Origin of the sequence: Dorea sp. Marseille-P4042 (assembly GCF_900290215.1) — a bacterium.
Lineage (GTDB): Bacteria > Bacillota > Clostridia > Lachnospirales > Lachnospiraceae > Dorea > Dorea formicigenerans.
The window spans coordinates 498708-520312 of record NZ_OLMI01000001.1 but is presented as its reverse complement, the minus strand read 5'-3'; the positions used below and the strand labels follow the sequence as shown (position 1 = coordinate 520312).

Here is a 21605-nt window from a genome sequence, read left to right as displayed (position 1 = left end):
ATGAGAGAACAAACGAGGAGAGAAACATATGGAACTGGGTCTTGTATTAACACTATGTGGTCTGGGAGCAGCGTTCTGGCTTCCGGCGATTATTATAGGCTTGATTTCACATGGAAAAAAGAAAAACTGTACGATGAATACGGTCGGACTGGTCATAAGAATCAACAGCAAATCATCGGGTGATGGAAGTTTGAGCTTTTATCCGGTATATGAATATTATGCAAATGGAATGAAATATACGAATGAAGGTGCGTCCATCAAGCACTGTGTTCCACAAGTTGGTGCAAAAGTTCCGGTCATGTACAATCCGGCAAAGCCAAAGCAGTCTTACATTCCGGGATATGATAATAAGGTCTATAAGATTCTTGCGATTGTATTTGGAATTATTGGGTGCATACCGATTCTTGTCTGTACTGGAATTTTGTTTTTTACAGGCATATAACAGATTTGAAAATAAAAGGAAACGAAGAAGCCTCTCTCGGAAAATGAATGAGAGAGGCTTTCCTATACTTGAAAATATATTTTGAAAATCAAATTTGGTGTTAAAATATCAGGTTTATAAACGTGTAAATCGGTCTAAATCGCTCTTGTATATTCAGCCAGCCACTTGCGTTCATCTTCTTTCATATGTGGTGCAAGTGTCTCGTATACGCGCTTGTGGTAAGCGTTTAGAAGTTCTTTGTCTTCGATGGTCATCATTTCAGGTACGACTGCGTCCAGATCTATCGGTACAAGTGTAATTGGTTTAAAGTATAAGAATCTTCCATATGTGGTTGTCTCACCTTCGCAGATCATCAGTTCATTCTCCGTACGAATTCCGTGAGAACCGGCAATGTAGACACCTGGTTCGTCAGTGATGATCATTCCCGGCTCCAGGGCAATGTCCTGAATTGGAGCCTTATTTCCGAGATAACGGCGGAATCTTGCCGGTTCTTCGTGAATGTTCATAAGATAGCCAACGCCGTGTCCGGTTCCGTGATTGAAGTCTAATCCACGTTTCCAAAGTGGAAGACGTCCGATAACATCTAAGCTTCCACCAGTAGTACCGTACGGAAACACTACATTTGCCAGATGCAAGTTACATAAAAGAACGGAAGTAAAGTCTTCTTTCATATTCTGTGGAACATTTCCAAATGCAAAGGTTCTTGTAATGTCTGTGGAGCCTTCCAGATAACCGCCGCCGGTGTCTGTAAGGAAGAGACCATTTTCCGTGACTGGTACATTGCTATCTTTGGTTGCGCTGTAGTGAACAATTGCTGCGTGTTCGGCAGAGGCACAGATTGGCTCGAAGCTCTGCCAGAGATATTCGTCCTGTTCTTTCCGAAATTCTTCCAGCTTGTCGGCTGCACTAAGTTCCGTGACAGGAGATTCAGAAGAGATACCAACGTGTGTCTTTAGCCAATGCATAAAACGAGTCACAGCAACCCCATCTTTGATGTGAGCCTGTTCGATATTGTGAAGTTCTGTTTCATTTTTTACAGATTTCATCAATACGGAAGGATTTTCGCTTTCGACAACAGAGACTCCTTCTGGAATGCAGTTACGAAGCGCATAGTTAATACGGGACGGGTCTAAAAGGACAGTCTCTTCTGAATCCAGATGCTTTAAATCTTCGTAAATATCATTGTATGGGTGAAATGTAATTCCGGCAGCAGTCAGGTTATTATACATTTCTTCGGTCAGCTTCTGCTTATCAACGTATAATTTCATCTCATCCATGGTGATGATGGCGTAGGAGAGAAGAAGGGGAAAATAGTCAATGTCCCGTCCACGCAGATTGGTAATCCAGCAAATGTCATCCAGGGCAGCAACGACATGAGTAGTAGCCCCGTGTTGCTTGATAGCTTCACGGACGCGGGCAAGTTTTTCCGTTGTAGAAGCACCGGTGTATTTTAATTCCAAGGCAAATGCCGGTTTTGTTGACAGTGCCGGTCGGTCTTTCCAGATCAGGTCGATCAAATCTTCGGAAGTAACAATATGACCATGCTTTTTCTCGGCAATTTCCTGATATGCCTTTCCGTTTTTCATAGAGATGACACGTCCGTCAAAACCGATTGTACCATGTTCCGGTAAATGTTTTTCCAAGAACTCGTTGATACTCGGGACACCTGGTTCCAGCATGCGATAGAGAGTAACCGGAGTGCCTGAAAGCTGTTGCTCGGCCTGTAAGAAATAACGTCCGTCTGTCCAAAGTCCGGCGTGATCTAAAGTAATAATCGCGGTTCCGGCGGAACCATCAAAGCCTGTAATAAATGTTCTGGCCTGAAAATATGCCCCGACATTTTCACTTTGATGAAAATCATCAGTCGGAACAATATAGATATCGTATCCGCGCTCCTTCATAAGTTTTCTCAGCGCGTCAATATGTTCTGAAACCGTCATGATAAAAACCTCCTCGACATGATTTCTAAATCAGTATATAATAATGCAAGGGTGTAAAGATGCATCATAGTTGGGCCTTTTAATCCCGACACCATCATCATTATATAGTATAAATGGACAAAATTCCAGCAAGGAGCTTTTTTTAATGTTAAAAGGAAATGATTTAGAGAGTAAAAAATATTTTTTGTTTGATATAGACGGGACATTTGCCATAGATGACACGATTTATAACGGCAGCCAGGAGTTGCTTGATTATATTGAAAGCATTGGTGGACGAGCTTTTTATATTACGAACAATTCGGTCAAAAGCCGAAAAGATTATATTGAGAAATTTAAGAAATGGAATATTTCCGCAGTAGAAAATCAGTTTGTGACTGCATCTTATGCAACATGTAAGTATCTGAAGGAGCACTATGAAGATAAGAAACTGCTTGTAGTAGGAACGCCGTCTTTTGAAGAGGAGTTAAAAAGCTTTGGACTAAAGCTGACCCACGAGGCAGAGGAAGATGTAGCATGCGTAGTTGTGGGATTTGACAGAACACTTGTCTACGAAAAAGTCGAAGAAGCATGTAAGGCATTATTTCGTCCGGAAGTGGATTTTGTCGGAACAAACCCAGATTACCGGTGTCCAACTGCATTTGGCTTTGTCCCTGACTGCGGAGGGATCTGCGAGATGTTGAAAGTGACAACAGATCGGACACCTTACTATGCAGGTAAGCCGAATGCACAGATTGTAAAAATGTGTATGGAGCAGGTAGGTGCGAAACCAGAGGAAGTGCTTGTAGTTGGCGATCGCCTTTACACGGACATTGCATGTGGAATTAACGCGGGAGTGGAAACGGCTCTTGTGTATACAGGAGAGGCAAAGCCAGAGGATCTGGTGGCGACAGAATTTATGCCGGATTATGCATTTGAAAATATCCGAAAGCTGTATGAGGCATTTCGGAAAAGCCGGGAAGCGGTGACGGAAGGAAAAAATCCAGACATACAGATGTGTTCAAAACAGATATAAATAAACGTGTGATAAACAAACGTAAATAAATGGAAGAATAAATCAGGAGAATATCTATGTCGACAACAGGAATCATAATCGGAATACTGGTGGCAGCAGTACTTCTTGGATTTGCAGAAATGTATCGGGAACTTCATACATTTCGGGTGACTCGTTACCAGGTGGCGTCACCGAAGCTTGCAGGGGAGAAAACATGGGTCTTTTTAAGTGACCTGCACAATCAGGTCTATGGAGTGAATAATTGCAGATTAATTGATGCAGTGAAAAAAGAGTCACCGGATCTGATTCTAATTGGTGGGGATATGTTAGTTGGAAAGAACGGACATTCCTATGAACCGGCCCTTGCCTGTGTGAAAGAGCTTGTGAAAATTGCACCAGTCTACTATGCAAATGGAAATCATGAAGAGCGTATGAAATTAAAACCACAGAAGTATGACCAGTCTTATGCTTTATATCGGGAAAAGTTGCTGAATCTGGGAGTACATCTTTTGGAAAATGAATCGATAGTTTTAAGTGATGAATCAAAAGTCCGCCTGACAGGGCTTGAGATTCCACTGGAGTGTTACACGCATTTGAAACGAAGAGAGATGCCAGAGGGAGCAATAAAAGAGCGGATCGGAAATCGGGATCCGGAAGCATTTCAGGTTCTTCTCGCACATAATCCTTCCTATATGAAAGAATACCTTGCCTGGGGAGCAGATCTGATCCTAAGTGGGCATCTGCATGGAGGTATGGTGAGAATTCCGGGAATCGGAGGTGTGATCGGACCGGATTTTGTATTATTTCCGAAGTATTCAGGAGAAATGCGGTGCGTGGGAGACCAGACTGTCATTGTAAGTAAAGGGCTTGGAACCCACACCATTCATATCAGGCTCTTTAATCCGGCAGAGGTTGTTGTTCTGAGTTTAAATAATTGTTGAGAAATGTGAGAGAATCAAGTATAATAGATTGTCAGACCTAAAAGTCATGGAAATTTATGGAGAGTAATGAGACATGGGAATCCCGGTAAAATTGCAGGTGTTCGAAGGACCTCTTGACCTGCTGTTACATTTGATTGATAAAAACAAAATAGATATTTACGATATTCCTATTGTGGAGATTACAAACCAGTATATGGATTATATCAAAGCCATGGAACGGGAAGATCTCAATGTGATGAGTGAATTTCTTGTCATGGCAGCGACGCTTTTGGATATCAAGTGTAAGATGCTGCTTCCAAAGGAAGTAACAGAAGATGGGGAAGAGGAAGACCCAAGACAGGAACTGGTAGAACAACTTCTTCAATATAAGATGTACAAGTATATGTCCTATGAGCTTCGTGACCGAGAGCTGGATGGCGGCAGGACGATGTACAAAGATCCGACTATCCCGGAGGAAGTCATGGATTATGTGGAGCCGGTAGATTTGGACGAACTTTTAGGGGATCTGACATTGGCAACACTGAACCGTGTTTTTCAGGACGTGATCAGGCGTCAGGAAGACAAGATCGATCCGGTAAGAAGCAAATTTGGTAAATTAGAGAAAGAAGAAGTTACGGTTGAGGAAAAGCTGGAGACTGTGACAGATTATGCGAGGGAACACAAGCATTTCAGTTTCCGCACACTTTTGGGCAGCCAGAAGTCCAAGATGCAGACTGTCGTAACATTTCTGGCAGTGTTGCAGTTGATCAAGGAAGGAATCCTGATCGTACAGCAGGAACATGCATTTGATGATATTATGATTACTGCAAATCTTTAACGAAGTGTAGTATTAGTTGGGGAACCGTCTGGATGGTTTTGACAGAAGTAAAAGTGGTTCCCTTAAGAAAAGTCGTCAGATTTATATCAGCTGGGAGATGACTTCCACCTCTATAGGTGGTGAGAAACAAGCTGGTATCAGTGGTGGGAGTCAATCCCCCAGCTGATATAGCCTCTGGCAGGGCGCACATTGTCCGGTGGACAATGGTTTTGCGCCGACCGAAACGGAGTGTAGACTTGCACAGGTGCGCAGTAGAAGTATGTCATGCAATTGCAGGACGCGCACCTCGCAGCAAGAATGCCGAGGCATTCTTGAAAGATGGAGTGACTAAGAAATTATATGGGTAAAAAAACGGAGATAGGTAAGATGGAGGCTGTGATAGAGGCCATTTTATTTACAATGGGCGAATCAGTGGAACTTAAGAAGATTGCGGCGGCGATTGAGCACGATGAAGCGACTACAAGAAAGATCATTCATCGGTTGCAGGACAAATATGAAGCAGAGGACAGAGGTCTTCGTATTATTGAGCTGGAAGACTCCTTTCAGTTGTGCACGAAGCGGGAGATGTATGACTATCTCATTCGTATTGCAAAACAGCCGAAGAAATGTGTTCTGACAGATGTTCTGCTGGAGACATTATCAATCATTGCATATCGTCAGCCGGTGACAAAGCTTGAAATCGAAAAGATTCGTGGAGTCAAATCAGATCACGCGGTAAATAAACTGGTAGAATATAATCTTGCCTGTGAAGTGGGAAGACTGGATGCACCGGGACGGCCGATTTTATTTGGTACAACAGAAGAATTCTTGCGAAGATTCAGTATTCAGTCTATCGAAGATCTTCCGAGCATGCAGCCGGAACAGGTAGAAACATTTAAAGAAGAGGCAGAGGAAGAAGTACAGCTTAAATTAAATGTATAAACAGATATAGTAAATGAAACAGATAAAGTAAAGAAGAGATACATATTTGTGTGCAGAGTATCATAATCTGTAAAGATAACGGTGCTTCAGGGTACTGGATATGAATCAGATCAAAATAAAAATTATCGCAGTCTTACTTTTGCTATGTATATCTGCCGCCTGGCTGGCAAGATATGAAATTCAGGAATCGGGTCAGAATCTATCGGGTCAGATGGCTGACAAAATGAAACAAAATACAGACGAGCCACAAAATCTATACGCCCAATCGGCAGTCCTTATGGATGCTGACAGTGGGCGTGTTTTATTTGGAAAAGAAGAGGAAGCCATAAGGCCTATGGCAAGCACCACAAAGATTATGACCTGCATCATAGCACTGGAGCATATGACAGATAATGAGATAGTCACAGCGTCTGCATATGCTGCCAGTCAGCCGAAAGTTCATCTGGGTGTCCGGGAAGGGCAGCAGTTCTATCTGAGAGATATTTTATTCTCTCTTATGCTGGAATCGCATAATGACAGCGCAGTTATGGTTGCAGAAGAGATCGCCGGAAGCGTGGAAGCATTTGTAAAAATGATGAATGAAAAAGCAGAAGAACTGGGGCTTACTAAGACACATTTTGTAACGCCAAACGGACTGGACGGAGAGGATGAAGGTGGCGTGCACGCCACAACAGCCATAGAACTGGCGGAAATTATGAAATATTGTATTATGGATTCTCCGGAAAAGGAAATGTTTCTGGATATTACCGGAACGAAAGAATACCATTTCCGGGATCTTAAAGGAACTTCTTCTTATACATGCGCGAATCACAATGCTTTTCTGACTATGATGGACGGGGCGATTTCTGGCAAGACCGGTTTTACGGCAGATGCAGGATATTGCTATGTCGGTGCACTCAGACGTGATGAACGGACGTTTATCGTGGCATTACTTGCCTGTGGCTGGCCGAATCATAAAGGATATAAATGGAGTGACACGAAGAAACTTATGGAATATGGACTTTCGAATTATGAGTACCGGAACGTATGGCAGGAGCTTCCAAAGCAGGAGATTGTTGTAAAAGATAGTGGTAACGACCAGAACATTTATCAGAAAAACAGCGTGGCTGAGGTTGAAATTCAACAGAAGCCGGAAATATTAAAAGTATTATTAAGAACTGATGAAAATGTAGAGATTTCCGTGCAGATGGAAAAAGCTTTGTCTGCACCGGTAGAAAAAGGGCAGAAAGTGGGAGAAGTGCGGTATATATTAGATAAAAATATTATTGGAAAATACGATGTTTTGACAAGAAGCGGGCTTAAAAAACGGACATTTTCCTGGTGCCTGAAAAGATGTATGGAGCGCTTTTTCTGCTATACAAGATGGAATACATTCTTCGTGGATTTGCGTTGACGGAGATTGAAAACCATGATACAGTTAACATTGTCAGGGGAAACAATTCTTACACACTTTTTCTTGTTTTTTCTATTGACAATTTGCGGCGGTTATAATACTATATTAATCAGATACCGAACATTCGTTCGGAGAACATCAAGGAGATTTAATTATGGCGAATAATGAAGATAAGAAGAAAGCCTTAGATGCGGCTATTGCAAAGTTAGAGAAGGATTTTGGTAAAGGTACGGTCATGAAGCTTGGAGACCCGGCAGCCCAGGTATCAGTGGAGACAATTCCGACAGGATCTTTAAGTCTGGATATTGCACTGGGACTCGGAGGTGTTCCAAGAGGACGTGTGGTTGAGATTTACGGACCAGAGTCCAGTGGTAAGACAACAGTTGCACTGCATATGATTTCGGAAGTTCAGAAAAGAGGCGGGATTGCAGGGTTTATTGATGCTGAACATGCCCTTGATCCGGTTTATGCGCGTAACATTGGAGTAGATATTGATGAACTTTACATTTCACAGCCTGACAGTGGAGATCAGGCGCTTGAGATTGCTGAGACAATGGCGCGTTCCGGCGCGATGGATATTATTGTCATTGACTCTGTTGCAGCACTTGTACCGAAGCAGGAGATTGAAGGAGATATGGGAGATTCCCATGTAGGACTTCAGGCAAGACTGATGTCCCAGGCACTACGTAAGCTGACCCCTGTTATCAGCAAGTCTAACTGTGTGGTAATCTTTATCAACCAGCTTCGTGAGAAGGTTGGTATTATGTTCGGTAATCCGGAGACTACGACCGGTGGACGTGCATTGAAGTTCTATGCATCTGTCCGCATGGACGTCAGAAGAATCGAGACGCTCAAGCAGGGCGGAGAGATGATTGGTAACAGAACCCGTGTGAAGATTGTGAAGAATAAGATCGCACCTCCGTTCAAAGAGGCAGAATTTGATATTATGTTCGGAAAAGGTATTTCAAAAGAAGGAGATATTCTGGATCTTGCAGTAAATCTTGGACTTGTCAACAAGAGTGGTGCATGGTTCTCCTGTAATGGAGATAAGATCGGCCAGGGACGTGAGAATGCTAAGATTTATCTCACAGAGCATCCGGAACTTATGGAGTCTTTGGATAAGCAGATTCGTGCACACTATAATTTTGACGGATCAGCATCAGAGGAAGCGGATACAAAGGAAGGAAAAAGCAGTAAAGCTGACAGTGCGGTCAAAGTAGCAGCAGAGGCAGAAAAAGAGGACTAACAGATGGTTGTCACAAGAGTTGAAGCTGTGACAAAGACAAAGTATAAGGTATATGTAGATGGACAGTTTGCTTTTATATTGTATAAGGGTGAACTGTCCCGTTTTCATATAGCCGAAGATCAGGAATTGTCGCAGGAAAGCTATGAGAAGATTCGAACAGAGGTTATATTAAAAAGAGCAAAGCTTCGGGCAATGCATCTTTTGAATGATATGTGGCGTACAGAGGCGCAGCTTAGGGAGAAACTTACGCGTAATGAATATCCGGCAGATATCGTGGAGGCTGCAATCAGTTATGTAAAATCTTTTGGCTATATCAATGATTATGAATATGCAAGAAGTTTTATTGAATCAAGGAAAGAACGAAAAAGCAGGCGGGAGATTTATATGCAGCTTGTGGGAAAAGGAGTGTCCAGAGAACTAATTGATGAAGCATTTGAAGAGAGCTATGAGCGTGAAGATTCTACGGAGGCAATTCGCAGACTGCTAGAGAAAAAGCATTATGATCGGGAGAATACGACGCCGGAGGAAAAGAAAAAAATAATGGCTTACCTTGTCAGAAAGGGTTTTGGCTATGATGATATCAGAAGAACCATGCAGATATATGAGTGTGAGATGTACAGTTGATATAAAGAAAACATATTTAAATTATAGAAGTTTTCAATGGTTAAGCTTGACATCTTTCACAAAACAGTATAGAATTTAACTGTTGTATTTGTACAATGAAAACTAAATAAGGAGGTGCTCCTGTGCCGATAGGAATAGTAATTGCTGTTGCAGTAGTGCTTGTCATTGTGTCAGCAGTCATCAGTCACTTTGTAACCGTTTCTAATCTGAAGAAGAATGCGGAATCTAAGATTGGTAATGCGGAGAACAAAGCGCGTGAGATTATCGATGATGCAGTGAAGACAGCCGAGGCTAAGAAGAAGGAGTCTCTCTTGGAAATTAAAGAGGAATCAATCAAGAATAAGAATGAACTTGAGAGAGAGTCAAAGGAACGCAGATCTGAATTACAGAGATATGAGAAGCGTGTACTTTCCAAGGAAGAAGCTTTGGATAAACGGTCTGAGGCAATTGAGAAGCGCGAAGCAAGCTTTACAGCAAAAGAAGAACAGTTGAAGCAGCGTGAGAAGAAAGTTGACGAGCTGAGTCAACAACGTGTACAGGAACTAGAAAGAATCTCAGGACTTACCTCCGAACAGGCAAAAGAATATTTGTTAAAAACTGTTGAAGAAGATGTGAAACATGATACTGCGAAGATGATCAAAGAGATGGAAGCGCAGGCAAAGGAAGAAGCAGATAAGAAGGCAAAGGAATGTGTTGTCACTGCTATCCAGAGATGTGCAGCAGATCATGTAGCTGAGACTACGATTTCTGTAGTTCAGCTTCCGAATGATGAGATGAAGGGAAGAATTATTGGTAGAGAAGGACGTAATATCCGTACTTTGGAGACACTGACAGGTGTGGAACTGATTATCGATGATACCCCGGAAGCTGTTGTATTATCAGGCTTTGATCCAATCAGACGTGAAGTTGCGAGAATTGCGCTTGAGAAGCTGATCGTTGACGGACGTATACATCCGGCAAGAATCGAAGAGATGGTAGAAAAAGCGCAGAAAGAAGTCGATTCTATGATTCGTGAGGAAGGAGAGTCAGCTGCACTTGAAGTTGGTGTTCATGGAATTCATCCAGAGCTTATCAAGCTTCTTGGTAGAATGAAGTTCAGAACAAGCTATGGACAGAATGCGTTGAAGCATTCTATTGAAGTGGCACAGTTATCCGGACTTCTTGCTGGAGAAATCGGTCTCGATGTCAGAGTGGCTAAGAGAGCCGGACTTTTACATGATATCGGTAAATCAATCGATCATGATGTGGAAGGATCACATATCCAGATCGGTGTTGACCTTTGCAGAAAATACAAAGAGTCCGCAACCGTTATCAATGCGGTTGAAGCCCATCACGGCGATGTAGAGCCGGAATCCCTGATTGCATGTGTTGTACAGGCTGCTGATACGATTTCTGCAGCAAGACCGGGTGCAAGAAGAGAAACATTAGAAACATACACAAACAGGTTAAAACAATTAGAAGATATCGCCAATCAGTTTAAAGGCGTTGAGAAATCTTTTGCAATTCAAGCAGGTAGAGAGATTCGTATCATGGTAGTTCCAGAACAAGTATCTGATGCAGACATGGTATTGCTGGCCAGAGATATTGCGAAACAGGTTGAATTTGAACTTGAATATCCAGGTCAGATTAAGGTAAATGTAATTCGTGAATCAAGAGTTACAGATTATGCCAAGTAGAAGATAAATGATAAGGAATCATCACATATAAAGCATAAAAGCTTATGGTGATGGTTTCTTTTTTTGTATAATAAGAAATTGCTATAATAGTCCTAAAATGCTACAATTATGGTTGATAGTAAATAAAAGGAGATGTATGTGATGGATTTCAAAGAATATATCGTACAGAGAATCGAAGAGATGCCGCTTGTGACGCTGGCAACGGAGGAAAAAGATGGGGCAGTCTGCATCGATTTTACAAAAGTGGATGAGAAGATGTACAATGGAGTTCTGATTGGAAATACGGCAAATGCTGCGAAGATTCTGACAGAGGAATATATGACGGCTGTGACACCGGACGCAGAAAAAGATCAGCTGCTGTGGTTCACTTATGAAGGTATGACAGAAAAAAATCTCAAGAAGAAAATGAATATGATGGAAGCATTTGTATCATCTATATAAGAAAGGTGGCTGAATTATGAGCGAAGAAGTGAAACGTATCGGAAGAGATCTGGCATATGAGGGAACAGTCATAAAAGTTTATAAAGACCATATGAAATTTGCAAATGGTAACACGGCAGAATGGGATTTTATCCATCATGACGGGGCAGCCGCAGTTGTTCCGGTCATGGATGATGGAAAAATTCTCATGGTTACCCAGTATCGTAATGCGTTGGAGCGAGATACGCTTGAAATCCCGGCAGGGAAACTGGATGCGCCGGGAGAGCCTGGAATTGAATGCGCTTCCAGAGAACTGGAGGAGGAGACGGGATATCGTTCAGAGCATCTTGAATGGTTGATTACACTTCGGACAACAGTGGCATTTTGCGATGAGAAGATCGATATTTACGTTGCGAAAAATCTGATTCCGTCACACCAGCATCTGGACGAGGATGAATTTATCAATGTGGGAGCTTACACCATTGCTGAATTAAGAAAAAAGATTTATTCCGGTGAGATTGAAGATTCCAAGACGGTGGCAGCACTTCTCGCATATGCGGACAAATATGGAAAATAGCAATCTGCAGACATCAGTGTTTGCATGAGATGGAAAAGCAGATTTTTGAACAAAGAAGAGTCACAACAAGTAAATAAGAATATCTAGAAAGTCCAGGCATATAAATAGAGGGAGACTACATGCAAAAGTATCTGAACAGGAGGTTACGTGTGTGAAGATACAAAGAAGGCAAAGGTATCCTATTCTGATTTATATGCTGGGCTTTTTTCTTGGAATCATATATTTGAATGTTGCTTCGACCAGGTATGTTGTGGATGTGGGAATCTGGAGCGAGTGGTTCAGAAGCCAGTATCTTGGCTATGATTTGAAATCTTTTGATTATATGTGGTATGTAGCGCAGATACGCCTGCTTCCGGCAGGCGGACTTGCAATACTTGGTGGGACAAAGTTCCGGAAAATAGCAGCTTATCTGTTCCTTTTATGGGCTGGACTGGCAAGTGGCATGATTCTGACATCGGCACTTCTTATGCTGGGAGTCAAAGGATTGATATTATGCGTTATAAGTATGCTTCCGCATTTTTTGTGCTATATACCGGCTTATGCAATGCTTTTACTATATTTATTCCGATATCCGGTGAGCGAATGGAATTCTACGAAGACGTTAAGTTTTGTATTATTTCTTACTATGGGAATTGCATTAGAGTGTCTGGTCAATCCGGTATTGTTGAAAATGTTTTTGAGAACATTATAAAAACTAGCATTCTTTTATGTGTTGTAATGAGAACTCAAAAGCATCTGGCGTAAATGATGGCTTATATACAAAATCCCGGTTACGAAAAGGAATATCTGGCTTGCCAGAAGGCAATGCAGGTATCCCGGGATTCCCCAATATGCTGTAAAATATAAGACACCAATGATCCGAATGAAAAGACTTAGCGTATTTAGCAAGAAAGAAATGCCGGTTTTTCCGAGACCATGGATAATGCTGATGAGTGCACTGTTGGCGTATAAAAATGGACACATCCAGGAAAGGGTACGTATGAACTCTCCGGCAAGAGAGCTATGGAAGAGCAGTCTTCCTAATGCGGGACCAAGTAGAAAGAATCCGGCCAGGCATCCAGTTCCAAGAAAAATGCAACCACAGATGGAACTTCGGATCATTTTCTTTATACGTTGTACGTTTTTTTGAGTCTGGGCTTCTGTGATAGCAGGTAAGAGCATTGTGGAAGCAGAATTAGTAAGAGCGGATGGAAACAGGATACAAGGAAGAGCCATGCCTGTCAGGACACCATAAGTACTCAGGGCATCTGAGGTGGAAAGCCCATAAATTAGTAAAGAAGCAGGGATAGAGACTGCTTCGATACTTTGCAGTATATTTAAAAGTATACGATTACCGGTAAGTGGAAGAGAAAGTTTTATAAGCTCTTTTGCATCGGAAAATATTTGCTGTAAGGAAAGGGAAGACGGAATAAGAAAATAAAGCCCAGGTTTATTACGAACGCATTTTAAACTATAAAGGGCAGAAGCTATTTCACCGAATATCAACCCCAGAACAGCAATCCAGATGCCGGAAAATCCTTCTGTGTGGTTTAAAAACTGACAAATAACGAGAACACTGAAAATACGTACAGTTTGTTCTAATAATTGAGAGGATGAAGGAATTTTGGTGTCTTTTAGGCCGAGGCAGTATCCGGTAATACAGCTATGTATAGCACTGAAAGGAAAAACGTAAGAAAGCAGAATCAGAAGATGTTCACATCTTCGGTCACCAAGTACAGAGCCAGCTAAAAATGGCGCGAATTTTTGCAGAAAAATTGTAAAACAGCAGGAGACGGACAACGTGATGAGAAGTCCGGTATAGAGAAGCTGGCGGGCTTCTTTTTTTCTGCCCTGAACAAGACGGCTGGCAACACTGCGGGAGAGAATCGTCTGGATTCCGGCACAAGTTGCGGAATAGCCAAGAGCATAAATGGGGAAAATAAGCTGGTAAAGTCCGACCTGAACCGCTCCAAATGTATGGCTTAGGAAAATGCGATAAAAAAACCCCATAAATCTGGTGAGCAGCCCTGTAACGGTTAAAATAAATGTCCCTTTGATAAGTGGATTGTGTAACTCCATGAAAGTACCTCCAAAGATGCCTTTATTTCTTTATTATATACGTAGGAAAAGCTTGACAGAACGGAAAATGAGTGATATTCTACTTAAAGTAAATCCCCAGTATTTTGCTAGGGATTGGAAAAGAAGGTGAAAATATTGAAACTGTCGACAAAAGGAAAGTATGGTCTGCGAGCCATTATCGATTTGGCGAGATTTAGCGAGAAAGAACCGGTATCCATCGGCTGCATAGCCACGAGACAAAAATTGTCTGAGCGATATCTGGAACAGCTTTTTGCATTACTGAAAAAAGCAGGGCTTGTAAAAAGTATCCGGGGAGCGTCCGGAGGATATGTGCTTGCCCGTGATGCGTCAGAAATATCGGTAGGTGATGTACTGCGTGCCCTGGAAGGCAATCTGGAACCAGTAAGATGCGCAGCATTTTATTCAGAAGAAGGGTGTATGGCTTCAGATGAATGCGTCACAAAGTATGTATGGCAGAAAATCAACGACAGTATTAATAAAACCGTAAATGAAATCAAGCTGGATGAGCTTGTAAAAGAAAGCAAAGAACTGAATCCGGAGGGCGTTATCCACGGAGAATGCAGTCAACAATAGAGAAAGAAGGGTAATGTAAGATGTCTAAATTAATTTATCTTGATAATGCGGCAACAACAAAGACAGCTCCAGAGGTTGTAGAGGCTATGCTTCCTTATTTTACAGAATACTATGGAAATCCTTCCAGCGTATATAGCTTTGCAGCACAGAATAAAGAAGTGATCACACAGCAGAGAGAAATCATTGCAAATGCGCTCGGTGCCAAAACAGAAGAAATTTACTTTACAGCAGGTGGCTCAGAGTCTGATAACTGGGCATTGAAAGCAACTGCAGAGGCTTATGGAAATAAAGGAAAACACATCATCACAACAAAGATTGAACACCATGCAATTCTTCATAGTGCCGAGTATCTTGAAAAGAGAGGATACGAAGTAACTTATCTGGATGTAGATGAATATGGTATAGTGAAATTAGATGACCTGAAAGCAGCAATACGTCCGGACACAATCCTGATTTCTGTGATGTTTGCAAATAACGAGATTGGTACGATCCAGCCAATCAAAGAGATTGGTGAGATTGCTCATGAGCATGGTATACTATTCCACACAGATGCAGTACAGGCATTTGGACAGGTTCCAATCAATGTTGACGAATGTCATATTGATATGTTGAGTGCCAGTGGTCACAAATTAAACGGACCTAAGGGAATTGGATTTCTTTACATCCGTAAAGGGGTTAAGCTCCGCTCATTCGTTCATGGCGGAGCTCAGGAGAGAAAACGTCGTGCCGGAACAGAAAATGTACCGGGAATCGTGGGAATCGGAACAGCAACTGAGCGTGCGATCCGCACGATGCAAGAACGTACAAAGAAAGAAACAGAAGTACGTGATTATCTGATTAAACGTGTTTTGGATGAGATACCGTATACAAGACTGAACGGACATCCGACAAAGAGACTTCCGAACAACGCAAACTTCAGCTTCCAGTTCATCGAAGGAGAGTCACTTCTGATCAGATTGGATATGAAAGGAATCTGTGGTTCCAGCGGATCTGCATGTACATCAGGATCTTTAGATCCGTCCCATGTACTTCTGGCAATCGGACTGCCTCACGAGATCGCACACGGATCACTCAGACTGACTTTGAATGAGGAAATCACAAAAGAAGATATCGACTACGTGGTAGACAGTCTGAAAGAAATCGTGGCTTATATCCGTCAGATGTCACCACTTTATGAGGACTTCTTAAAAAAACAAAAATAGATAATAAATCACAAACGTCAGGAGGAAATATAAATGTATTCAGCAAAAGTAATGGATCACTTTGAACATCCAAGAAATGTAGGAGAGATTGAGGATGCCAGTGGAGTAGGAACTGTTGGAAATGCAAAATGTGGAGATATTATGAGAATTTATCTGGACATCGACGAGAACCAGATCATTAAAGATGTAAAATTCAAGACATTTGGATGCGGAGCTGCAGTTGCAACAAGCAGTATGGCAACTGAGATGGTAAAAGGAAAGACGGTTCAGGAAGCGATGGAGGTTACGAATAAAGCGGTTATGGAAGCACTTGACGGACTTCCGCCGGTAAAGGTACACTGTTCCCTTCTTGCAGAGGAAGCAATCCATGCAGCACTGTGGGACTATGCACAGAAGAACGGTATTACAATTGAAGGACTCCAGAAACCAAAATCAGATATTCACGAAGGTGAAGAGGATGAGGCAGAAGAGTATTAAATCGCAAAGGTAGATGTGATGGAGAAGAAAAAAGTAGTAGTAGGAATGTCCGGTGGTGTGGATTCATCGGTGGCTGCCTGGCTTTTAAAGGAGCAGGGATATGATGTGATCGGTGTGACCATGCAGATCTGGCAGGATGAAGATGAATTCAAGCAGCAGGAAGAAGGCGGATGCTGTGGACTTTCTGCTGTGGAAGATGCCAGACGGGTAGCTGCCCGTCTGGGCATTCCTTATTATGTTATGAATTTTAAAAATGAATTTAAAAAATATGTCATCGATTATTTTATCGATGACTATTTGCATGGAAGGACACCGAATCCATGTATTGCCTGTAACCGTTATGTAAAATGGGAGTCTCTGCTTACAAGAGCGATGGAGATTGGCGCAGACTATATTGCGACCGGTCATTATGCACAGGTAGAACAGCTTCCTAGTGGAAGGTATTCTATTAAGACTTCCGTGACGAGCATGAAGGATCAGACTTATGCGCTATATAATCTGACACAGGATCAGCTTAGTAAAACACTGATGCCAGTCGGAAAGTACAGCAAAGACGAAGTACGTAAGATGGCTGAGAATATCGGACTTCTGGTTGCTCATAAACCAGACAGTCAGGATATATGTTTTGTTCCGGATGGAGACTATGCCACATATATAGAAGAAAACACTGCGGCAGGTTCAATTCGACCGGGGAACTTCGTGACTTCCGATGGAACGATTGTAGGACAGCATAAAGGAATCATACATTATACAGTGGGGCAGAGAAAGGGCCTTGGATTATCTCTGGGACATCCGGCATTTGTACTGGAGATCCGTCCAGAGACAAATGAAGTAGTTGTGGGAACCAATGAAGAATCCATGTCCAGATATGTACGTGCTAATCATGTGAATTTCATGTCGGTTGCTGACATTGATGGGAAGAAGCGTGCGTGGGGAAAGATCCGCTATAATCATAAAGGTGCATGGTGTACAGTCGAACGTACAGGAGAAGACGAAATTTTATGTACATTCGATGAACCGGTACGTGCGATCACACCGGGACAGGCACTGGTGCTTTATGATGGAGAATATGTTCTTGGAGGAGGAACGATTCTATGAAAACAGATGCACATATGCACAGCAGCTTTTCTTATGATGCAGAGGTCTGTCCAAAGAAAATGATAGAAGCTTCCATCCAGAAGGGTTTAAAAGCCATCTGCTTTACAGATCATTATGACAAAGATGACGATCAGTGGGGCGAGGGAGAGCAGATTTTTGATGTAGATGAATATTTTACAACTATGACAAGGCTAAGGGAACAATATCGGGATCAGATAGAGGTCCGGATAGGGGTTGAACTTGGTCTCGGACCGCATCTTGCAGAATATTACAGCAGGTTCGTTCCAAAGTATCCATTTGATATGGTGATTGGATCGGTCCACTCGGTTCACGGCGTAGACCCGGCGTCCGAAAAGCTGTTTGAAGGAAAGACTGATGCGCAAGTATACAGGATGACCTTTGAGGAGAGTCTGGAGGATATCAGACATTTTCATGATTTTGATGTTATGGGACATCTGGATTATGTGGTAAGATATGGTAAGAACAAAGAAAAAGAATATTCGTATAAGATGTTTGCAGATGAGATAGACGCTCTTTTAAGAGAACTGATCGAACATGGCAAAGGACTTGAGCTTAATATGGCAGGACTCAAATATGGACTGCCCTTCGCACATCCGCATCCGGATATTTTGAAGCATTACAGAGAGCTTGGAGGCGAAATTGTTACAGTTGGTGCAGATGGGCACCGGCCAGAGCATATTGCATGGGAATTTGACAAGGCGTGTGATATTTTAAAAGGGTGTAATTTTAAATATTATACAGAATTTAAGGAAAGAAAGCCGATTTTTTTGACACTTCGATAGAATTCGAAAAGAGACTTGAATTTTTGTACTTTATTTAGTACAATGAAAGAGGTTGATGAATCTTTAACAAACTTTTGTTGAAGAGATCAGCATAAAATGCAAAGAACTAAATTTAAAACTTTAGGAGGAATTAATCATGGCAGTAAAAGTAGCGATTAATGGTTTTGGACGTATTGGACGTTTAGCTTTCAGACAGATGTTTGGAGCAGAGGGATATGAGGTAGTTGCAATCAACGACCTGACATCTCCTAAGATGCTTGCACACCTGTTAAAGTATGATTCTTCTCAGGGAAGATATGCTTTAGCTGATAAGGTAGAGGCTACAGAGGATTCTATCATTGTTGACGGAAAAGAGATCAAAATCTACGCAAAAGCTAATGCTGAGGAACTTCCATGGGGAGAAATCGGTGTAGACGTTGTTCTGGAGTGTACAGGATTCTATACATCTAAAGAAAAATCCATGGCACATATCAAAGCAGGAGCTAGAAAAGTTGTTATTTCCGCACCAGCTGGAAAAGACCTGCCAACAATCGTATATAATGTAAACCACAATGAGTTAAAACCAGAGGATACAGTTATTTCTGCAGCTTCTTGTACAACAAACTGTCTTGCACCTATGGCTAAGGCACTGAATGATCTTGCACCGATCAAATCTGGTATCATGAGCACAATCCATGCTTACACAGGAGATCAGATGACTCTTGATGGACCACAGAGAAAAGGTGATTTAAGAAGATCTCGTGCAGCAGCAGTTAATATCGTACCAAACAGCACAGGTGCTGCAAAAGCAATCGGTCTTGTTATTCCAGAGCTGAATGGAAAACTCATCGGTTCTGCACAGCGTGTACCAACACCTACAGGATCAACAACAATCCTGACAGCAGTTGTAGAGGGTAACGTAACAGTAGAGCAGATCAATGAGGCTATGAAAGCAGCTTCTAATGAGTCATTCGGATACAACACAGATGAGATCGTATCCAGTGATATCGTTGGAATGAGATATGGTTCACTGTTCGATGCAACACAGACAATGGTTATGCCGCTTGACAACGGAACAACACAGGTTCAGGTTGTTTCCTGGTATGACAACGAGAATTCTTACACAAGCCAGATGGTAAGAACAATCAAATACTTCTCAGAGCTTGCATAAGATTTCGAGTATTTCATAAAGACTCACAAAGGGTCCGGTCTAATATGGACCGGATCCTTTTTAAGTAATAGAAATATAATTTTATTGCTTAAAAAGCATTTGGCAGAACAAGCCAGAGTATATTCATTTTGAGAATGGAGAGAATGTTATGTTAAATAAAAAATCAGTAGATGATATCAATGTAAAAGGGAAAAAGGTTCTTGTAAGATGCGATTTTAACGTACCACTTATTGATGGAAAAATTACAGACGAGAACCGTCTTGTTGCAGCACTTCCTACAATTAAAAAGCTGATTGCTGACGGAGGAAAGATCATCCTTTGCTCACACCTTGGAAAACCTAAGGGACAGCCAGTACCGGAGTTATCTCTTGCACCAGTTGCAGTACGACTCTCAGAGCTTCTTGGACAGGAAGTAAAATTTGCAGCAGATCCTGAGGTTGTAGGAGCTAACGCAAAAGCAGCAGTAGCCAATATGAAAGACGGAGATGTCATCTTACTTGAGAATACACGTTACAGAGCAGAAGAGACAAAGAATGAAGATGCTTTCAGCAAAGACCTTGCTTCTCTTTGCGAAGTATTTGTAAATGATGCATTTGGCACAGCACACCGTGCGCACTGCTCTAACGTAGGTATTACAAAATATGTGGACACAGCAGTTGTAGGATATTTAATGCAGAAAGAGATTGATTTTCTCGGAAATGCAGTAAACAATCCAAAGAGACCGTTTGTAGCAATTCTCGGTGGAGCAAAGGTATCCAGCAAGATTTCTGTAATTGAGAACTTGATCGATAAAGTTGACACACTGATCATTGGTGGTGGTATGTCTTACACATTCAGTAAAGCTCAGGGCGGTACAGTTGGAAATTCACTTCTTGAGGCTGACTACTGCCAGTATGCACTTGACATGTTAAAGAAAGCACAGGAGAAAGGTGTAAAACTTCTTCTTCCTGTAGATACAGTCATTGCAGATGATTTCTCCAATGGAGCAAATAAAAAAGTTGTAAAAAGCGGTGAGATTCCGGACGGATGGCAGGGACTTGATATTGGACCTGAGACAGAGAAAATTTTCTGTGACGCAGTAAAAGATGCTAAGACAGTTGTATGGAACGGACCAATGGGCTGCTTCGAGATGCCGAACTTCGCACATGGAACAGAGGCAGTTGCAAAAGCACTTGCTGATACAGATGCAGTTACAATCATCGGTGGTGGAGATTCCGCAGCAGCAGTGAACCAGCTTGGATATGGCGACAAGATGACACACATTTCCACAGGTGGCGGAGCTTCTCTGGAATTCCTGGAAGGAAAAGAATTACCGGGTGTTGTAGCTGCTAACGATAAATAAGTGACGAAAACCAAGTATACACTCGTATCCAATGTTTTTCTTTGATTAATTTCAGAAAAATACTGAACAATAAATTTCAAATTAGGAGATAAAATCATGGCAAGAAGAAAAATTGTTGCAGGTAACTGGAAGATGAATAAAACTCCAAGCGAGGCAGTTGCTCTTGTAAATGAGTTAAAACCTTTAGTTGCAAATGACGAAGTAGATGTAGTGTTCTGTGTACCGGCAATTGATATTATTCCAGTTGCTGAGGCAGTAAAAGGGACCAACATTCAGGTTGGCGCTGAGAATATGTATTTTGAAGAGAGCGGGGCTTACACAGGCGAGATTTCACCAGCTATGTTAGTAGATGCAGGTGTCAAATATGTTGTTCTTGGACATTCTGAGAGAAGAGAGTATTTTGGTGAAACAAATGCTGATGTCAATAAGAAAATCCTGAAAGCATTTGAGCATGGTATTACACCAATTATGTGCTGTGGTGAGACACTGGAGCAGAGAGAGCAGGGTGTGACAATGGATTTCATCCGCCAGCAGGTGAAAGTCGGATTCCAGAATGTGACAGCAGATCAGGCAAAAACAGCAGTTATCGCTTACGAGCCAATCTGGGCAATTGGAACAGGTAAGACAGCAACAACCGAGCAGGCTGAAGAAGTATGCGCAGGTATTCGTGCATGTATCGCTGAAATCTATGATGAGGCAACAGCAGAAGCTATCCGTATTCAGTATGGCGGATCTGTAAATGCTGGAAATGCAGCAGAATTGTTCGCACAGGCTGATATCGATGGAGGACTTGTAGGTGGAGCATCTCTGAAAGCAGATTTCGGGAAAATTGTAAATTACAAGTAAGATTTTGAATCGCAGGGGGCGGCAGACACTTCCTGCGATTTTTACCC

22 protein-coding genes are annotated in these 21605 nt (G+C 42.0%); 20 read left to right on the top strand and 2 right to left on the bottom strand.

The genetic code is table 11. From position 1 onward, the window contains the following. The first annotated feature begins 28 nt into the window (after positions 1-28). Entirely contained in the window at positions 29-442 is a 414-nt protein-coding gene (locus tag C7E02_RS02700) for a DUF3592 domain-containing protein (protein WP_022278360.1), read from the top strand. A 134-nt stretch (positions 443-576) separates the two neighbouring features. Here C7E02_RS02700 and C7E02_RS02695 read toward each other — a convergent pair whose 3' ends face one another. Then, positions 577-2382, bottom strand: a complete 1806-nt coding sequence (locus tag C7E02_RS02695; RefSeq protein ID WP_105308750.1) for an aminopeptidase P family protein — start codon at positions 2380-2382, stop codon at positions 577-579. 145 nt (positions 2383-2527) lie between these two features. On the opposite strand from C7E02_RS02695, the gene C7E02_RS02690 reads away from it, so the two are divergent. The 11 genes from C7E02_RS02690 (at position 2528) to C7E02_RS02640 (ending at position 12679) form a co-directional block, all read left to right on the top strand. Beyond that, complete coding sequence (locus C7E02_RS02690; protein WP_105308749.1) at positions 2528-3394, top strand: HAD-IIA family hydrolase; 867 nt, start codon at positions 2528-2530, stop codon at positions 3392-3394. Positions 3395-3450: 56 nt separating this feature from the next. Next, positions 3451-4314, top strand: coding sequence for a metallophosphoesterase (locus C7E02_RS02685; RefSeq protein ID WP_105308748.1), 864 nt, complete (start codon positions 3451-3453; stop codon positions 4312-4314). A 73-nt stretch (positions 4315-4387) separates the two neighbouring features. Continuing rightward, positions 4388-5131 carry a segregation and condensation protein A gene (locus C7E02_RS02680; RefSeq protein ID WP_005330340.1) on the top strand — a complete coding sequence of 248 codons (744 nt, stop codon included), beginning with the start codon at positions 4388-4390 and terminating at the stop codon, positions 5129-5131. A 339-nt stretch (positions 5132-5470) separates the two neighbouring features. After that, positions 5471-6052: an SMC-Scp complex subunit ScpB gene (gene scpB, locus C7E02_RS02675; RefSeq protein ID WP_005332498.1), complete on the top strand. Its 582-nt coding sequence runs from the start codon at positions 5471-5473 to the stop codon at positions 6050-6052. A gap of 100 nt (positions 6053-6152) precedes the next feature. Continuing rightward, complete coding sequence (locus C7E02_RS02670) at positions 6153-7445, top strand: D-alanyl-D-alanine carboxypeptidase family protein (RefSeq protein ID WP_105308747.1); 1293 nt, start codon at positions 6153-6155, stop codon at positions 7443-7445. 154 nt (positions 7446-7599) lie between these two features. Further along, positions 7600-8691 carry a recombinase RecA gene (gene recA, locus C7E02_RS02665; protein ID WP_005332501.1) on the top strand — a complete coding sequence of 364 codons (1092 nt, stop codon included), beginning with the start codon at positions 7600-7602 and terminating at the stop codon, positions 8689-8691. A 3-nt stretch (positions 8692-8694) separates the two neighbouring features. Beyond that, the gene (locus C7E02_RS02660) at positions 8695-9315 is read left to right on the top strand and encodes a regulatory protein RecX (protein WP_005332503.1); all 621 of its coding nucleotides are present in this window, start codon (positions 8695-8697) and stop codon (positions 9313-9315) included. A 122-nt stretch (positions 9316-9437) separates the two neighbouring features. Continuing rightward, positions 9438-10991 (top strand): ribonuclease Y, encoded by a 1554-nt coding sequence (gene rny, locus C7E02_RS02655; RefSeq protein WP_005336573.1) that lies wholly within the window; start codon positions 9438-9440, stop codon positions 10989-10991. Positions 10992-11132: 141 nt separating this feature from the next. Beyond that, positions 11133-11432, top strand: a complete 300-nt coding sequence (locus C7E02_RS02650) for a hypothetical protein (protein ID WP_005336572.1) — start codon at positions 11133-11135, stop codon at positions 11430-11432. A 16-nt stretch (positions 11433-11448) separates the two neighbouring features. Beyond that, positions 11449-11988 carry an NUDIX hydrolase gene (locus tag C7E02_RS02645; protein ID WP_005336571.1) on the top strand — a complete coding sequence of 180 codons (540 nt, stop codon included), beginning with the start codon at positions 11449-11451 and terminating at the stop codon, positions 11986-11988. 151 nt (positions 11989-12139) lie between these two features. Continuing rightward, positions 12140-12679 (top strand): hypothetical protein, encoded by a 540-nt coding sequence (locus tag C7E02_RS02640; protein ID WP_005336570.1) that lies wholly within the window; start codon positions 12140-12142, stop codon positions 12677-12679. Positions 12680-12693: 14 nt separating this feature from the next. On the opposite strand, the gene C7E02_RS02635 is transcribed toward C7E02_RS02640, so the two are convergent. Then, positions 12694-14046 carry a polysaccharide biosynthesis protein gene (locus tag C7E02_RS02635; protein WP_105308746.1) on the bottom strand — a complete coding sequence of 451 codons (1353 nt, stop codon included), beginning with the start codon at positions 14044-14046 and terminating at the stop codon, positions 12694-12696. Between the two features lie 135 nt (positions 14047-14181). Between C7E02_RS02635 and C7E02_RS02630 the strand changes: the two genes are divergently transcribed. From C7E02_RS02630 to tpiA, 8 genes are all read left to right on the top strand, one after another. Continuing rightward, on the top strand, positions 14182-14640 hold the full coding sequence (locus C7E02_RS02630; RefSeq protein ID WP_022279039.1) for an RrF2 family transcriptional regulator: 459 nt from the start codon (positions 14182-14184) through the stop codon (positions 14638-14640). A gap of 20 nt (positions 14641-14660) precedes the next feature. Beyond that, complete coding sequence (gene nifS / locus C7E02_RS02625; protein WP_105308745.1) at positions 14661-15842, top strand: cysteine desulfurase NifS; 1182 nt, start codon at positions 14661-14663, stop codon at positions 15840-15842. A 33-nt stretch (positions 15843-15875) separates the two neighbouring features. Then, positions 15876-16319, top strand: coding sequence for a Fe-S cluster assembly scaffold protein NifU (nifU, locus tag C7E02_RS02620; protein ID WP_005332537.1), 444 nt, complete (start codon positions 15876-15878; stop codon positions 16317-16319). 18 nt (positions 16320-16337) lie between these two features. Further along, positions 16338-17417, top strand: coding sequence for a tRNA 2-thiouridine(34) synthase MnmA (gene mnmA, locus C7E02_RS02615; RefSeq protein WP_005332539.1), 1080 nt, complete (start codon positions 16338-16340; stop codon positions 17415-17417). Continuing rightward, on the top strand, positions 17414-18220 hold the full coding sequence (locus C7E02_RS02610) for a histidinol-phosphatase HisJ family protein (RefSeq protein WP_105308744.1): 807 nt from the start codon (positions 17414-17416) through the stop codon (positions 18218-18220). The genes mnmA and C7E02_RS02610 overlap by 4 nt, the downstream gene beginning before the upstream one ends. 136 nt (positions 18221-18356) lie before the next feature. Then, positions 18357-19370: a type I glyceraldehyde-3-phosphate dehydrogenase gene (gene gap / locus C7E02_RS02605; RefSeq protein ID WP_005332543.1), complete on the top strand. Its 1014-nt coding sequence runs from the start codon at positions 18357-18359 to the stop codon at positions 19368-19370. Between the two features lie 148 nt (positions 19371-19518). Further along, positions 19519-20712: a phosphoglycerate kinase gene (locus tag C7E02_RS02600; RefSeq protein ID WP_105308743.1), complete on the top strand. Its 1194-nt coding sequence runs from the start codon at positions 19519-19521 to the stop codon at positions 20710-20712. A 96-nt stretch (positions 20713-20808) separates the two neighbouring features. Then, the gene (gene tpiA, locus C7E02_RS02595) at positions 20809-21558 is read left to right on the top strand and encodes a triose-phosphate isomerase (protein WP_005332546.1); all 750 of its coding nucleotides are present in this window, start codon (positions 20809-20811) and stop codon (positions 21556-21558) included. Positions 21559-21605 lie beyond the last annotated feature (47 nt).

Bases quoted from the DNA above. Each gene is read 5' to 3' on its own strand.
- C7E02_RS02700 (WP_022278360.1), top strand. From the start codon at position 29: ATGGAACTGGGTCTTGTATTAACACTATGTGGTCTGGGAGCAGCGTTC.
- C7E02_RS02695 (WP_105308750.1), bottom strand. From the start codon at position 2,382: ATGACGGTTTCAGAACATATTGACGCGCTGAGAAAACTTATGAAGGAG.
- C7E02_RS02690 (WP_105308749.1), top strand. From the start codon at position 2,528: ATGTTAAAAGGAAATGATTTAGAGAGTAAAAAATATTTTTTGTTTGAT.
- C7E02_RS02685 (WP_105308748.1), top strand. From the start codon at position 3,451: ATGTCGACAACAGGAATCATAATCGGAATACTGGTGGCAGCAGTACTT.
- C7E02_RS02680 (WP_005330340.1), top strand. From the start codon at position 4,388: ATGGGAATCCCGGTAAAATTGCAGGTGTTCGAAGGACCTCTTGACCTG.
- scpB (WP_005332498.1), top strand. From the start codon at position 5,471: ATGGGTAAAAAAACGGAGATAGGTAAGATGGAGGCTGTGATAGAGGCC.
- C7E02_RS02670 (WP_105308747.1), top strand. From the start codon at position 6,153: ATGAATCAGATCAAAATAAAAATTATCGCAGTCTTACTTTTGCTATGT.
- recA (WP_005332501.1), top strand. From the start codon at position 7,600: ATGGCGAATAATGAAGATAAGAAGAAAGCCTTAGATGCGGCTATTGCA.
- C7E02_RS02660 (WP_005332503.1), top strand. From the start codon at position 8,695: ATGGTTGTCACAAGAGTTGAAGCTGTGACAAAGACAAAGTATAAGGTA.
- C7E02_RS02650 (WP_005336572.1), top strand. From the start codon at position 11,133: ATGGATTTCAAAGAATATATCGTACAGAGAATCGAAGAGATGCCGCTT.
- C7E02_RS02645 (WP_005336571.1), top strand. From the start codon at position 11,449: ATGAGCGAAGAAGTGAAACGTATCGGAAGAGATCTGGCATATGAGGGA.
- C7E02_RS02635 (WP_105308746.1), bottom strand. From the start codon at position 14,046: ATGGAGTTACACAATCCACTTATCAAAGGGACATTTATTTTAACCGTT.
- nifS (WP_105308745.1), top strand. From the start codon at position 14,661: ATGTCTAAATTAATTTATCTTGATAATGCGGCAACAACAAAGACAGCT.
- nifU (WP_005332537.1), top strand. From the start codon at position 15,876: ATGTATTCAGCAAAAGTAATGGATCACTTTGAACATCCAAGAAATGTA.
- mnmA (WP_005332539.1), top strand. From the start codon at position 16,338: ATGGAGAAGAAAAAAGTAGTAGTAGGAATGTCCGGTGGTGTGGATTCA.
- C7E02_RS02610 (WP_105308744.1), top strand. From the start codon at position 17,414: ATGAAAACAGATGCACATATGCACAGCAGCTTTTCTTATGATGCAGAG.
- gap (WP_005332543.1), top strand. From the start codon at position 18,357: ATGGCAGTAAAAGTAGCGATTAATGGTTTTGGACGTATTGGACGTTTA.
- C7E02_RS02600 (WP_105308743.1), top strand. From the start codon at position 19,519: ATGTTAAATAAAAAATCAGTAGATGATATCAATGTAAAAGGGAAAAAG.
- tpiA (WP_005332546.1), top strand. From the start codon at position 20,809: ATGGCAAGAAGAAAAATTGTTGCAGGTAACTGGAAGATGAATAAAACT.